Origin of the sequence: Paenibacillus sp. FSL R10-2736 (assembly GCF_038000245.1) — a bacterium.
Classification (GTDB): domain Bacteria; phylum Bacillota; class Bacilli; order Paenibacillales; family Paenibacillaceae; genus Paenibacillus_AQ; species Paenibacillus_AQ phytohabitans.
Window position 1 is genome coordinate 1,885,397 of the sequence record NZ_JBBOBN010000001.1, and the last position, 15,316, is coordinate 1,900,712.

Consider the following 15,316-nt stretch of genomic DNA (forward strand, 5'->3'; position numbering starts at 1 on the left):
TATGGCTATTGACCGCAAGAATGTAGAGGATATTGTACGGGCGGTTGGGGGCAAAGAGAATATTGAGGTCGCGACACATTGCGTAACCAGGCTAAGATTCTCGCTCTATGACGAGAGCAAGGTGGATTCAGCAGCGCTGGACGCCAATGACCTTGTCAAAGGACAATTTTCCAGCCAAGGCCAGTTCCAGATCGTAATTGGTCCGGGAACCGTTGATAAAGTGTATGACGAAATGATTCAGCTGACCGGCGGTGCCCGTTCTTCCAAGGATGAGGTGAAATCGGCAGCGGCCCGTAAACAGAATCCTCTGCAGCGGGCGATCAAGACGCTGGCCGATATTTTTATTCCGATCCTTCCGGCCATCGTAACTGCAGGTTTGCTGCTCGGGATCAATAATATACTGACTGGACCGGGTATCTTCTTCAGCCAGTCGCTGGTCGATGTCTATCCGCAGTGGAAAGATATAGCGGCGATTATCAATACGATTGCCAGCACAGCCTTCACGTTCTTACCGGCCCTGATCGGCTGGGCGGCAGTGACCCGGTTCGGCGGCAGTCCGCTGCTCGGGATTGTGCTCGGACTTATTCTCGTTCATCCGGATTTATTAAGTGCCTACGGTTATGCCAGTGCTTCTACGGAAGGAACGGTTCCAACCTGGAATTTGTTCGGCTGGCATCTGGAGAAAATCGGTTATCAGGGACAGGTATTGCCGGTGCTGGTCTCGGCCTATATCTTGGCCAGCATTGAGAAGTTCCTGAACAAAAGAGTACATGACTCAATTAAACTGCTGGTTGTTGCGCCAGTGACTCTGCTGATTACAGGTTTCCTGGCGTTCACAATCATTGGACCGGTTACCTTCGGTATCGCCAATGCGATCACTTCCGGACTGGTCTATGTGTTCGATCATTTTGCGATTCTAGGCGGCTTAATCTATGGCGGATTCTATGCGCTGCTGGTCATCACAGGGATGCATCATACCTTCCTGGCAGTTGACGTTCAGCTTATCGGAAGTGAAGGCGGCACGTTCCTCTGGCCGATGCTCGCTCTCTCCAACATTGCACAGGGGGCAGCGGCACTGGCGATGATGTTCGTCATCAAAGAACAGAAGACGAAGGGACTTGCGGTAACGTCTTCGATCTCTGCCTTCCTCGGAGTCACGGAACCGGCGATCTTCGGGGTCAATATCCGCTACCGCTATCCGTTCATCTTCGGAATGATCGGCTCTGCACTGGGCGGGGTTCTGCTCACGATTAACCAGGTCCGCGCCTCTTCCATTGGCGTTGGCGGGGTTCCCGGCTTCTTGTCCATCTTCCCGAACCAGTGGGGCGTATTCTTCATAGGTATGGCAATTGTGCTGATCGTGCCGTTTGCGGCTACTGTGCTGTATGGCCGTGCTGTCGTCAGCCGTGCCGAGAAGAGTTCAGCTGCAGCCGCAGGCGCAACAGCAGCCGGAACAACAACGGTCAGCCCTCCGGCCGTACAAGATGAACTCAGCAGCCGCCAGTCCGTTCAAGGCTCACAGGAGCCGGTGAACATTCTGGAGCTGGCTGCACCGCTCAGCGGCACGGCAGTACCGCTTGCGCAGGTACCCGATCCTGCTTTTGCCGAGGGGCAGATGGGTCAGGGGATTGCGATTGAACCCTCCGAAGGGAAAGTATATGCACCGTTTGATGCGACAGTCGCCCATGTGATCAAGAGCAAACATGCGCTTATTCTGGAGCATGCCAGCGGCGTGCAGGTACTTATTCACGTAGGGATTAATACGGTGTCGCTCAAGGGCAGCGGGTTCACCCAGCTTAAGAATATTGGCGATAAGGTGAAGGCCGGCGAGCTTCTGCTGGAATTCGATATGGATGCTATCCGTGCAGCCGGTTACCCGGTGATTACCCCAATCATCATTCCTGCGGGGCAGGAGATGGTGGAGAAGATTGAGGAGAAGACGGGACCAGCGGCGGCAAAGCAGACCAGTATTTTGACTATTCATCTTAAGGGTTGATCCGGCCCGCCCCCGAATTGAATCCATGCGTCCAGAGCCACGGCATGATACAATATAGGGCGGTGATCTATAATGAGAGAAAATATATATTTGCAAATCTATAATGAATACAGTAACCGGATCCATTCCGGCCAGTTGCTGCCGGGGACCAAGCTGCCTTCTGAAAGTGAGCTGGCCGAAGCATACCACACTTCACGGGAGACGGTCCGCAAAGCGCTGAATCTGCTGTTCCGCGAGGGCTATATTCACAAAATCAAAGGCAGAGGCTCGTTTGTGCTGGATATGACCCGGATGGATTTTCCCGTTACCGGCCTGATCTCGTTCAAGGAAATGGCAGGTACTCTCGGTGCTCCCTCACGGACACTGGTTGAGGAAACGGTGATGGAGCCGGCCGGCTCTGCGCTGGCCAGACAGCTGCAGGTTCCGGAGGATACCCCGGTATGGAAGGTGATCCGCGCCAGAGAGATTGAAGAAGAACGGATCATTCTGGACAAGGATTATTTCCGGGCGGATATTGTGCCGTTCTTAAGCGCAGAGATCGCGGCAGGCTCTATCTATGAATATCTGGAAGTGGAGCTGGGGCTGAAAATCAGTTATGCGAAGAAGCTGATATCCGTTGAGCCTGCAACGGAGGAGGATCACCGCCTGCTTGATCTGAAGAAATACACGCATATTGTCGTAGTGCGGAACTATGTGTATCTGGAGAATACGGTGCTGTTCCAATATACCGAATCCAGACACCGGCTGGATAAGTTTCAGTTCGTGGATTTTGCCAGACGGGTGCGGCGGTAATATTATGAAGTAAGCGGCAACGAAAAGAAAAATACATTGCCGGCACCCGGCAAGGTGTGAACTCCGATGTCACCGCCATGTGCTTCAATAATGTATTTGCAGATGGCAAGCCCCAGGCCGGCTCCCCCCCATTGGCTGGAGCGTGATTTATCTCCGCGGTAGAACCGCTCAAAAAGGTGGGGCAAGTGCTCGGGTGCGATTTCTGTACCGTTATCACTCACACTAACCTTCAGCCGCTTCCCGGTATGGGAAGCGGCTATAGTTATATGTGCCTCTTCACCTGCGTATTTGGTGGCATTGCCGACTAAGTTGTTAAATACCTGCGTGAGGCGGACCGCGTCTGCCCGCACCCTTCCAGCCGGAAAGGGACGGACCACAGTTAATCGGGCCCTGGCCTCAGTAAATTCATATTCCAGCGGCCGCACGATGGACTCCAGCAGAAGATCGCATTCGATCTCTTCGTAGTTCATTTGCAGCTGTCCCGACTCCAGCTCCGAGAAGCGGAACAGATCCTCAATCAGATCGTTTAGCTTGTCTGTCTTGTCCCGGATGATTGATAAATAACGTTCGAATTTGACCTTATCCTGTGCGACGCCATCCTGCAGACCCTCCACATATCCCCTGATGGAGGAAAGAGGGGTCCGGAGATCATGAGAGATGCTCGCTATAAGTTCATTGCGTGCTTGTTCATAAGCATCCTGGTTCACCTTGGATTCCAGCAGACGGGTTCTCATCAGCTCGAACACGGCGCTGAACCTGCCCATTTCGTCATTGGCCCGGTATGTGATCGGGCAATCCATGTTGCCCTGCACAATCTGTTCAGCCGCGAGCGTAAGCTCCCGGAGAGGCAGTAGAATTTTGCGGGTTATCGTTCGGGTCATCCAAATTGTACAGCAGATCAGCGGGAGCACCAATAGGACCACAGGAATCATTTCATTATAAAATTTATCTGCGGATGAGCTGGTATTGCTCCCGGAGCCGACTGCTACAGAGCAAACGAGAAGCAGCGGAAGCAGGATAATGATAACCATCGAAGTAACCATTTGAAAGCGGAGACCCGGCTTCTTCATTTAGTTCCCCCCGTAAAATTTATAGCCTATACCCCGAACGGTAAGAATGTACCGGGGATTGGCCGGATCTAATTCGATTTTTTCCCGTATCTTTTTGACATGCACTGTTACCGTATTCAGATCCCCGTATTCGTGTATTCCCCAGGCACTCCCGAAGATCTGTTCACGGGTAAACACCTGATTGGGATGGATCGCGAGGAAGCGGAGTACCTCGAATTCCCGCGCTGAGAAATGAACGGTCTCCTTGCGTACCCGGACCTCATAGGCTTTGAGATCAAGCTCCAGGCCGGGATATACGACTGTACTTTGTTGCTTTGAAGGTAAGGTTAACCCGTTGAAACGCCTCAGCTGAGCCTTAACCCTGGCCACAATCTCACCTGGACTAAAGGGCTTCACCACATAATCATCTGCTCCCAGACCTAGCCCCAGGATTTTGTCGGAATCCCGTTTTTTTGCGCTGAGCATAATGATGGGAACATCGGACTCCGTACGTATCCTGCGGCATACCTCCATTCCATCAAGCAGCGGCAGCATAATATCAAGGACTACCAGCTGCGGATGAAACTGTCCGAAAGCCCGGAGCGCTTCTTCACCGTCAGGACAGATGATCACCTCATACCGCTCTATCTCCAAATAATCCTTGATCAGCTCGGCGATCTCCAGCTCATCTTCTACAATCATAATCCGTTCACTTGCCATAGTAAGGACACACCCGTTTTTTGTAGGATATAGTTCTATATAAGACGTACTTATGGTTTGAACTTGAAGCTTAGTCGTCACTGCGGTGAACATTTGGACTTCCGGCCGCTGTTGTCACCAGATTTCTTGATCTAATCCGCTGTTCGCGGTTGAAATCCGTTGACTGCTTATGCTTCCGGAGTGAGCTTTCCTTCGGAAAGCTTTCAGGCGGTCGCTACCGCTCCTACAGTTCCAAATTTCCCCTCCGCTTCTTTCGCTTTTTGTTTATATCTTTAGTGCATCTTATATAGTGACCATCATATATGATTTGGATATTTCCGTAAATCAGGACGTTTCAAAACCGATCATGGATAATAAGATTAATACTGCGCCAGCAACAATGATCACTAGATAGAGAATACGTTTTTTCATAGTCAGGTCTCCTTGGATTTAATTTATTGATTATTTAATTTCCATGTTCCGGAAGCTCATGATCCCCACCCAGGCAAATACGAGAATGGTTGCAATGGGAATCGAAATTAAGAGAGTAAGCTGATACGTTGTCGGCTGTGGGATGGTGATATCCATCACAAGCTTAAATACGGAATGCTCATAAAATTCTCTGTACACGGCCCATTTGCCGCTCAGCCACTCTGAGAGAGTGTCGAAGAAAAGCATTACCAGCAGCACCGCGCCAATCGTTATGCCGCTTATTGTTGTTGTGACAGCGAACACGGCAACCATGGAGGCAAAGGCTGCTGCATATAGTATCGTGAAGGCAAGTGTACGAAATAAATATAGGGTGGCAGGAATTTCCGGGAGGCTTCCGAAGCCATTCAGCAAACTGCCGGCTATCACACATATGACAGGGACGATTAAAGACAAAATGATGATTCCGATAGAATAGGCCGTCAACTTGGCAGTATAAATCTGTCTGCGGCTGTACCCCGAAGCAACCGAGATTTTCATAATCCCAAGGCCATGCTCACCTGAGAGAAAGAAGCCTCCTACTACGGCTAAAGAGACTTTAAGCACAATCGTATTCACTTGAACACCTTGGCCGAGCCCTGATATCCCGCTGAAAACCTTCTGACCTGAGCCCATAAAATGGATAACTCCGGATAAGATGACCGCCACGAAGATAAAAGTGAAACAGAGAATCCGGAACGAGGGCTCTTTGTATAATTTGTACAGCTCAGACCGTAACAGATTTGCCATTTGCCGCCCCTCCAATCAGCTTGGTATAATACCGTTCCAGCTTTTCGCCCTTCGGCATGAACTGCTGGACTTCCAGACCTGCTGCAAACAGCTTAGCCGAGAGCGCGCCGGGAGGGCCGAACGGTTCATACAAGCGGATGATACCATCAGCATCTAGTTCATATTCCGTTGTCTGCCATTCTTCTTGTATAATTCCTATGGCCTTCTCTGGTGAATCTACCTTGATGTGCAGGTATTGCCTGCACTTGGCCTGAAGCTCGCTTACAGACAATTGCTCCAGCATTCGCCCGTTATGAATAATCCCGTAATCCGTTGCCAGCAAGTGCAGCTCACTCAGAATATGGCTGGATATCAGAATGCTGATGCCCTTGTCCTTATTTAAATGAAGCAATAATTCTCTTAATTCAACAACCCCCACAGGATCAAGTCCGTTGGTAGGTTCGTCAAGAATAAGCAGCTCAGGGTTGCCGAGCAGTGAAACCGCCAGACCCAGCCGCTGCTTCATACCCAATGAGAAGTTGGCAGCGATTTTGCTGCCGGCCTGCTCAAGTCCTACCAGTGCTAAGGTTTGGCGGATCTGCTCCTTGTCGCGGATTCCCTTTTGCAGCCGGAATACCTCCAGGTTCTCTGCGGCTGATAGATGAGGGAAAAGGGCGGGTGTCTCAATAGTCGTGCCAATCCTTTTTCTCGCCTGCACAAGCTGTGCGCCTTCCTTATATCCGAATAATTCGATTTGGCCTGAGGTTGGCCTGGAAAGTCCTGCCGCTATCCGCATAAGGGTTGATTTCCCGGCGCCGTTCTGGCCTATGAACCCATAGATGCTGCCCCGGCGTATCGACAGGTCGACACGGTCCAGTGCTGGGTGATGCTTGTAATGCTTGGATAATTGGTGTGCCTGTAGCACATATTCGCTCATGCGTTCTCCCACCTCATTAGATTTCTATGTACTTAAAGTGTCTGCCGGCTTTCTCTCATTCTAGCGGCCCGTTATAAACGTTCACCCCATCTAATCTGAACGGGCCATAAAGATTTCATTAACATTTGATAAACATTCCGCAAAAAATGACCAATCCTTCAAGTAAAATGGCGAGCAGCGGCTCCTTGTTTAAATTACAATTTCAGTAGGATGGCAATTCTCATAATTTTCGGGGTAAGTCCTTTATTCTGCGTATGGGAAAAAATAATATCGGCTTGTAGAATGGTACTGAGGATTGTAAACGCTTGCGCACAATTTCAGGGAGGCTATTATGCACTCAATAAATGTCAGGAACCCCGTGATCTCCGGCTACTATCCAGATCCAAGTGTAGTCCGTGTAAATGATGACTACTATTTGATTAACAGCTCTTTTGAGTATTTTCCCGGCGTCCCTATATTCCATAGCAAGGATCTGATTCACTGGACGCCGATAGGACATGTATTGACCCGGAAGTCCCAGGTGGACCTGCGGACAAGCGGCAGTTCTGACGGTATATATGCCGCTACGATACGCCATCATGCGGGCCGCTTTTATATGATTACTACGGATGTGAGGGGAATCGGTAATTTCTTCGTGACAGCGGACAAGCCGGAAGGTCCCTGGTCAGAGCCGGTCCTGCTGCCTTATGGGGGGATCGATCCGTCCCTGTTCTTCGATGAGGATGGGCGCGCTTACGTGACTGTGCAGAATGGAGCCGGCTATGAATCCCATATTATCCAGTACGAGATTCATCCGGAGTCCGGTGAAGTGCTGTCTGAGCCTGTGGAGATCTGGCGGGGGGATGAGGGTCCATGGGTAGAAGGGCCGCATCTGTATAAAATCAAAGGCGTCTACTACCTGATGACGGCATCGGGCGGCACCGCCCGGGATCACCGGGAGATCATTGCCCGCAGCAGCAACCCTTACGGTCCGTTTGAGAATAAGCCTGAACCTATACTGACCCACCGCGGGCTGAAGGAGCATCCGGTTCAATGCCTGGGCCATGCGGATCTGGTAGAGGATACGTCCGGGAAGTGGTGGGCCGTCTTTCTGGGCATGCGTCCGGTGGACGGCAAATACTCTCCGCTGGGCAGAGAGACCTTCCTGGCTCCGGTGACCTGGACGGAAGAAGGCTGGCCGTTGATTGACAACAATGAAGGTACCGTTGTCTCCGCTGAAGATTCCAGTCCGGATGACGTTACTCAGCGTATGGAGCTGAGCGGAGGCTTCGGCCCGGAATGGGCTTTTCTGCGCTGCTACGAGCAGGAACGGTATTCCTGGACAGAGCGCGATGGCAAGCTTGCCGTCCGGGGGAATGCCTACACGCTGGATGATGAGGCGCCGGCAGTGTTGGCCTGTATCCGCCAGAAGCATCACCGGATGGAGATAGGCGTAAGTCTGGATTTTGATCCCGCGAAGGATGGGGAGTATGCCGGACTGGCCGCCCGCCTGAACAACCGGGGATACATCTTCTGGGGACTCGCCAGCCGGAGTGGCAGACGGGTTATGGAGCTTACCGTCAAGGACGGGGATGAGAAGCAGATATATCATTACCCGGCGGGGAGCTCCGGAGAGGTACGGCTCCGCCTCCGTTCGGACGGAGAGGTCTATACCTGCTCGTATTCTGAGGATGGCATCTCCTGGCATGACGCAGAGCAGAAGGTACATGTATCTGTCCTGTCACCTGAGGTGAACGGCGGATTCACCGGTGTCTGCCTGGGACTTCACGCCTCGGGAGAGGGTGCGGATGCTGCGGCTCCGGGTTATTTTGCAGAATTCTATTACACAAATACAAAAGGAGATGTCTTATGACACATTTGCCGAAACCTAATGAACCGCTCGTTACCCACATCTATACTGCGGACCCGTCCGCCCATGTCTATGAAGGGAAAATCTACATTTATCCTTCCCATGACCTGGATCACGATGGACCGGATAATGATAACGGGGACCAGTATGCAATGGAAGACTATCATATTCTGTCACTGGATAACTTTGAATCACCGGTAGTGGATCATGGCCAGGCGCTCCATCTGGATCAGATCCCCTGGGCCTCCAAGCAGCTCTGGGCTCCGGACGCAGCCTATAAGAATAATACCTATTACCTGTTCTTCCCGGCCCGTGACCACGACGGAATATTCCGGATTGGTGTGGCAACCTCTGCTTCACCGGCAGGCCCGTTTGACCCGCAGCCCGATTACATCGCTGGCAGCTATAGTATCGATCCGGCTGTATTGGTGGATGACGATAACCAGGCTTATATCTATTTCGGCGGTCTTTGGGGAGGGCAGCTGGAGAAATGGCAGACTGGCACATTCGTGGCGGATGCGGAAGGGCCTGCTCTGGATGCGCCGGCGATTGGGCCGCGAGTGGCTCTGCTGAGCGAAGATATGCTGTCTTTTCAGGAGCAGCCTGCTGAGATCTCGATTGTAGATGAAGAGGGCAACCCGATTCTTGCCGGTGATGAGCAGCGGAGATACTTCGAAGGACCCTGGGTCCACAAGTACAACGGGTATTATTATCTCTCTTACTCGACAGGAACACAGCACACGCTGGTGTACGCCGTCAGCCGGAATCCGCAGGGTCCCTTTACCTTCAAGGGCGAGATTCTCTCTCCGGTCATTGGCTGGACCACCCATCACTCCATCGTTCAATTCGAGGACAAGTGGTATCTGTTCTATCACGACAGCTCATTATCAGGCGGCGTGAACCATAAGCGCAGCGTGAAATATACCGAGCTTAAGTATAATGAAGACGGAACAATTCAGAAGATTGATCCATACCCGGCTTCTGCTGAATCAGCGGAGTAATCCGCAGGCTCAGCAGCTTGCAGTACTGCAGCCTGTATGACAGCAGAACAAACGGCAGCTTCCCCGCGGAGGCTGCTTTTTTGCTGTATGTAGACTGAATAATCCGGCAATGTGAACCGCACGTTAGCACGTTAGAATAAGCCCGGACAAGCTGCCGATTCACGCGTAAGAGACAGGGAGAATTTCCCGCTTTCCCATTCCGGATTCGTGCCGGCAGCGCTGAGGTTCTTAAGTTCACATCGTATTCGCGTTAATGTTGTACGTAGTACAACTTTGATAGCTGAATATCCGCGTGTTTGGCAGGATTGTTGTACGAAATACAGCAATTATCCTGCTAAACCGTCTGGAGGCAGCGAAATGATGCCTTTTGTACAACAATTTCGGATTTGAGCCGGGATAGAGAGGGAAATGTTGTATTTGGTGCAGGATTAAATAAAGTAAGATGCTCCTGCTTCTGCCCGAAGGGAATCTGGACAGTAAAAAAGTAAGATGTACCGTCAATTTAAACAGAGCATGTCTCAGGACTATTGGAGATGTGCTCTATTTGGTTATGGGCTGTTGCAGACTTTCCTTTAATTTGACCAGAGTATCTTTAATTTCGCTTCTACTTGGACCGGCAGCTCCTGCTATATATTAAATTTGGACAAAGAATAAAAGGGGGGTACAGCAGGAATTTTTATGAATGCGTTTCCAATAATACACCGTTTGAACTAGCAGTATCGAAGATCATCCCCATTACATGAGGAGAGTGGACAATGATATCTCATACCCAAACACGCAAACTTCGCAGACTGACTTCAACCGTAATAAGTGCGGCGCTACTTGCAGGCTTGCTGCCGCAGACCGCTCTGGCCGGAGATACCTGGCCGTTCAAAGGGGACAGCGCGCATGGAGCTAACCAGCCGAGTATACATGGCTACACCAGCAATCAAATCGCGGGTTGGAGTCCTGAGACCGATCCGGATGCGGAACTGCTTCGTTCCCGCGTGCCTTTACAGAAGCGGATTTCATCTTTCACGGCTACACAGGCCAATCCTAAGCTGAGTCCGGATGTCAAGATGATGAATGTCGCAGGCGATTATGGAAATGCCTTCATTGAAAATGCTCCTTATACCAACAAGTTTGCCCAATATCACTTCAATTTCTGGCAGTATGTTGATTATTATTCGTATTGGCATGGTACTGCAACGGCATATACGCCGCCGGAATATTACGATGATCTGGCCCAGTCCGACTGGCAGCAGAAGTGGTTTGAGTTCGGCATGCTGAATATTCCGAATCCAACCTATACGGATGCCGCACATAAGAATGGGGTCATGTCGCTGGCCGGTGTGTTTTTCTCCAACAATGACCGCGGACAGCAAACCTACAAACAAATGATTGTGAAGGATGAGAACGGTGACTTCCCGGTTGCCAGGAAAATGATTGAAATGGCAAATTACTTCGGCTTCGACGGCTATTTCCTTAATCAGGAAGAGGTGAGCCCGAATGTTGCTACAGCCGATATTCCCGATTACATTGCTTTCATGAAGGTGCTGCAACAAGGCGGGTTATATGTCCAATGGTACGATTCATTAACTACGAACAACGGTTCCAATACCTTTACAAGAACCTTTAGTAATAACAATATTTCGATGCTGTATGATAAAACGGCAAAAGAGCCGGTTTCAAACTCCTTTTTCTTCGATTACGGAGTGAATAGCACCCATATTAATACAGCTATAGGCTATTTGGCTGGAATGAATGAGGATGAAGGGACAAATTACAATCTGTTTGATATTGGCTTTGCCGGACTTGAAGCAGGCCGTGACCGTTTCAAGAGCGTACAGGGAACTGCTCTGAAAGACAAGTTGACAGCAGGCGGAGCTCCGCGTTTAAGCATCGCTACGCTCGGAGCTGATTTCGTCCATGCCGGTCTTGACGAGGATATGGGACAAGCGTGGCCTGTCTCCAAACGCACCGACAATGATTACCAGTGGATGACCAATCTGCGGGAGCAGCTCTGGTGGTCAGGTCCGAATGTGAACCCCGGCAATACAACCGTTTCGCCCGCGAATACGGTGGCGGATGTCTATGCGGATAACCGCTACTGGCCGGGAATTTCTTCGGTCATTGCGGAACGCTCAGTGGTTCAGAATTCCAACTTCTATACGAATTTCAATACCGGGCATGGTATTTCCTATTATGTTAACGGGGAAAAGTCGAATAAGGAAGAATGGTCCAACATGAGCCTTCAGGATATTCCTGTAACGTGGCAATGGTGGCAGGATACCCTGGGCAACCGCTTGACGGTTGATTACGACTACGGTCCGGAATATACAATGACAGACAATTCACGCATGAGCTATAAGCAGATCGGCGGCTTCAACGGAGGCAGTTCACTGGTTGTGAACGGGGCGCTGGACAAGGAGAATTTCCTCCGCTTGTACAAGAGCGACCTGTCTGTACAGGCAACGTCCCAACTGTCGATTGCTTATAACAAGTCTTCAGCCGACGATGCTTCTGTCTTGAGTGCAGGCCTGATCTTTAAGGACAATCCGGCTAAGGTAGTCAAGGTTCCTGTGGAGAACAGCGGCAAACAAACCATGGGCTGGGCAACGGCAGAGGTAGATCTGGGGGCTTACGCAGGTAAAGAAATCGCGGCCTTTGGCCTGGTATTTACACCGGGTGCAAGCACAATCGCCGATTATCAGGTAAACATCGGCCAAATCCGCATCTCTGACGGTTCAGCCGTGAAGCCGGCCGCGCCAACCCGTCTGGTGGTTTCGCAGGCCTTGCCGAATACGAATGAAATGATTTTGAAGTGGGATCTGAACAACGATTATTCCAAGGTGAAGCAATACAATGTATATGTGAACGACATCTTTATGGGCGGCAAATATGACGAAACGTTCTACATCAAACAGCTGCCAGCCAAATCCGGTATAATTAAAGTCATTCCTGTAGGAGCGGACGGAGTAGAAGGGGAAGCGGCTACAGTGTCCTTTAATTTGGACTCGGCGGTATCGGGTATTGAAGCCGAATCAACCGAGAACGGCGATCTCCTGGTCAAGTGGTCCGGTTCAGACGCTGCCGGAAACGTTAAGGTGACGGTGAAATCGGTAAACTGGATTACAACCGCAGAACCTGTCTCCAGACAATTGATCCTGCCGCAAGGGACAACCTCGGCATTGTTCAGCGATATGCCAATTAATGGGGACGAGTTCACTGTAACCATCCAGGCAGGCAACTCGGATATTGTAACCTATAATGGTACGTTCATTGACAAGCTGTCGGAGCCTTATGCCGAAGCATGGTCCTGGAATGGAAATACACTGAGCCTGCCAATGCCGAACACACGGGACTGGAGGTACATGTACGTCTATGAAGACGGAGTTCCTAAGTCTTTTGCGGTAACCTATTTATCAGGGGCAGCAGCGCAAAAGCCAATGATTATCCGCGGCCGCACCACGAAGGCGAGCCTTAGCTTTACGTCGACCAAAGCAGTAACAGTGGTGATGGAGGATTACAGCGGGAATAAATCCCAGCCGCTGCAGCTGGATAAGCGGTACAATGTAACCTTTAACAGTAACGGCGGCCAGCCGAAAGCGAAGGTTGTTCAGGTTATGAACGGCGCGCTTGTGACTGCACCGAATGTAGCGAGAGAAGGTTATGTGCTGGAAGGCTGGTATAACGGTAATGCGAGATGGCACTTTGCCTCTGACACGGTGAATGGTCCGCTTACGCTGCAGGCGAAATGGACCGCGCTGCCGCCGGATGTACAGGTGGTCAGTGAAGGCTCGTTCCGGGCAGGACAGGATGGGGTGCTTCGCGCTGTAGGTAAAGGTTCCGGCACATTAGTCTATGCCTGGTATGTCGATCAGGGAGAAGGATACGGTGAAGTTATTGCCGCTGGCGATACGCTGACACTTACAGATCTGACAGAAGATATGAGCGGTTACCGCTATAAGGTCATTGTGACCGGCGAAGGCGGCTTAACCGCAGAGAAGGAATATAACCTGCAGGTCTTTCCGGCAGAAATCCAATGGATGACCCCGGCCTTTGTGATGGACTTGCCATCGGTACTTGAGACGGTTGCCGGGGAGCCGATCGCGCTTGCCGTCGATACATCAGGAGATATTGCCTCGATTGAGTGGGAAAGGAAGCGTGCTGCCGATGAGGAATGGCAGAAGGTTCCGAACGTTACCGGCGCGGTATACCGGATTAATCCATTATTCGAAGAGGATGGAACGAATTATCGTGTTGTGCTGACCGGCAAAGAGGCCACAGACCCGGCGCGTATCGTTGGCTCACCGCTGGCACTGAAGGTCTATCCGCAGCATGAAGCTCCGGCGATTGCTTCATTTACGGCGACAAGCCAATCGGTAATGGAAGGTAACGATGTGACCTTTACAGTTGTTGCCGATTCCGTATATGGTGAACTGGGCTACAGCTGGTTCAAAGATGATCTGGTTATAGAGGGTGCTCTTGGCAGCAGTCTGACCCTTGCCAAGGCACAACTTTCTGATACGGGCGTTTATAAGGCGCGTGTAGAGAATACCCGCATCGTTGGCGGCCGCCCTTATGTGGACGCGGCGGATACAGAGGTTATTACTCTGACTGTAAACCGTCAGCCGGTGACGCCGACTAATCCTCCGTTGACGGCGACCAATCCTCCGGTGGCTGCTCTGCCAACGGCAACACCTGTACCGGCTGCAACACCGGCGCCTTCGGTCGCAGTGATATCAGCCGCACAGCTGGGCAGTCCGGCCGTGAACGGTGTAGTTACCGTGCAGGTACAGCAAGCGGTCACAATTGAGCTTCCGGTTAACGCCGGTGAGCTGCTGGGAACGAATTCCCTGCGTGTGCAAGGAGACAGAATCGGGCTGGTACTGGCACCGGAGCTGCTGAAGCAGCTGGCCGAAGCCGTGCCTGCTGCTGCCGAGGGCAGCGGTGCGAAGATCGTGCTGCAAGTAGAATTCAAGACACTTGCACAAGCTTCGCTGAAGACGGAAGCAGGTGTATCGCTTAAGGGACAATTCCTGGACTATGATCTGAGACTGTCTTTGGCAGATGGAACGGTTAAGCGTCTTGGCAGCAACGCTGCTCCTGTAAAGATCAGCTGGCCGGCTGGTGAAGGACTTAATCCGAAGCTGCTTGGCCTGTACCGTGTAGGCAGTGACGGTACACTCACTTATCTGGGAGGATCTGCTGCAGCCGGCAGTCTTACAGCCGAACTTGACGGCGACGGCAGGTACGCACTGCTGGAGTATACGAAGCAGTTCAACGATGTTCCGGTCACGCACTGGGCCTTTGAAGCCTTGCGTGAGCTGTCTGCGAAGCATCTGATTAAGGGGATATCGGAGCTGGCTTATCAGCCGGGCCGGAATATTACCCGGGCTGAATTCGTGCAGTTGATGGCCGGCACGCTGCAGCTAAGCGGCAGCGGCACCACTTCCTTCACTGATGTTCCGGCAGGCGCCTGGTATCAGCAGGCACTCTACGGCATGGTTCAGGCCGGTCTGATTACCGGCCGTACGCCGGAGTCCTTCCAGCCGGCTGCAGCAATCAGCCGGGAGGAGATGACCGTCATTCTGATGCGCGCTTACCGGCTGCAGCAGGGTTCAATCCCGGCCGCAACGGGCAGCCTGTCTATTAAGGATGCTGGAGACATCTCCGGCTGGGCGGCGGATCAGGTGGCTGAAGCCGCTGCGCTGGGCCTCGTGAAAGGGCGGGCTGACGGAACCTTCGCGCCTAAAGCTCCCGCCACCCGGGCAGAAGCTGCGCAGATGCTGCTGAATTATTTGAATTAAGCCA

At 51.6% G+C, this 15,316-nt stretch carries 9 protein-coding genes; 5 read left to right on the top strand and 4 right to left on the bottom strand.

The window, feature by feature from the left end; genetic code table 11:
• The first annotated feature begins 1 nt into the window (after position 1).
• Together treP and treR are read left to right on the top strand one after the other, a co-directional pair.
• The gene (treP, locus tag NSQ73_RS07915) at positions 2-1,996 is read left to right on the top strand and encodes a PTS system trehalose-specific EIIBC component (RefSeq protein WP_340986030.1); all 1,995 of its coding nucleotides are present in this window, start codon (positions 2-4) and stop codon (positions 1,994-1,996) included.
• A gap of 72 nt (positions 1,997-2,068) precedes the next feature.
• Complete coding sequence (gene treR / locus NSQ73_RS07920; protein WP_340986031.1) at positions 2,069-2,788, top strand: trehalose operon repressor; 720 nt, start codon at positions 2,069-2,071, stop codon at positions 2,786-2,788.
• A 2-nt stretch (positions 2,789-2,790) separates the two neighbouring features.
• On the opposite strand, the gene NSQ73_RS07925 is transcribed toward treR, so the two are convergent.
• From NSQ73_RS07925 to NSQ73_RS07940, 4 genes are all read right to left on the bottom strand, one after another.
• Positions 2,791-3,858 carry a sensor histidine kinase gene (locus NSQ73_RS07925; protein ID WP_340986032.1) on the bottom strand — a complete coding sequence of 356 codons (1,068 nt, stop codon included), beginning with the start codon at positions 3,856-3,858 and terminating at the stop codon, positions 2,791-2,793.
• Complete coding sequence (locus NSQ73_RS07930) at positions 3,859-4,557, bottom strand: response regulator transcription factor (RefSeq protein WP_039302528.1); 699 nt, start codon at positions 4,555-4,557, stop codon at positions 3,859-3,861.
• Between the two features lie 441 nt (positions 4,558-4,998).
• Positions 4,999-5,754 (bottom strand): ABC transporter permease, encoded by a 756-nt coding sequence (locus tag NSQ73_RS07935; protein ID WP_340986034.1) that lies wholly within the window; start codon positions 5,752-5,754, stop codon positions 4,999-5,001.
• Positions 5,732-6,670 (bottom strand): ATP-binding cassette domain-containing protein, encoded by a 939-nt coding sequence (locus tag NSQ73_RS07940; RefSeq protein WP_340986035.1) that lies wholly within the window; start codon positions 6,668-6,670, stop codon positions 5,732-5,734. The genes NSQ73_RS07935 and NSQ73_RS07940 overlap by 23 nt, the downstream gene beginning before the upstream one ends.
• A 331-nt stretch (positions 6,671-7,001) precedes the next feature.
• On the opposite strand from NSQ73_RS07940, the gene NSQ73_RS07945 reads away from it, so the two are divergent.
• From NSQ73_RS07945 to NSQ73_RS07955, 3 genes are all read left to right on the top strand, one after another.
• Entirely contained in the window at positions 7,002-8,522 is a 1,521-nt protein-coding gene (locus NSQ73_RS07945) for a glycoside hydrolase family 43 protein (RefSeq protein ID WP_340986036.1), read from the top strand.
• The gene (locus NSQ73_RS07950) at positions 8,519-9,520 is read left to right on the top strand and encodes a glycoside hydrolase family 43 protein (protein WP_340986037.1); all 1,002 of its coding nucleotides are present in this window, start codon (positions 8,519-8,521) and stop codon (positions 9,518-9,520) included. The genes NSQ73_RS07945 and NSQ73_RS07950 overlap by 4 nt, the downstream gene beginning before the upstream one ends.
• 755 nt (positions 9,521-10,275) lie before the next feature.
• Positions 10,276-15,312 carry an endo-beta-N-acetylglucosaminidase gene (locus NSQ73_RS07955; RefSeq protein WP_340986038.1) on the top strand — a complete coding sequence of 1,679 codons (5,037 nt, stop codon included), beginning with the start codon at positions 10,276-10,278 and terminating at the stop codon, positions 15,310-15,312.
• The last annotated feature ends 4 nt before the right edge of the window (positions 15,313-15,316 follow it).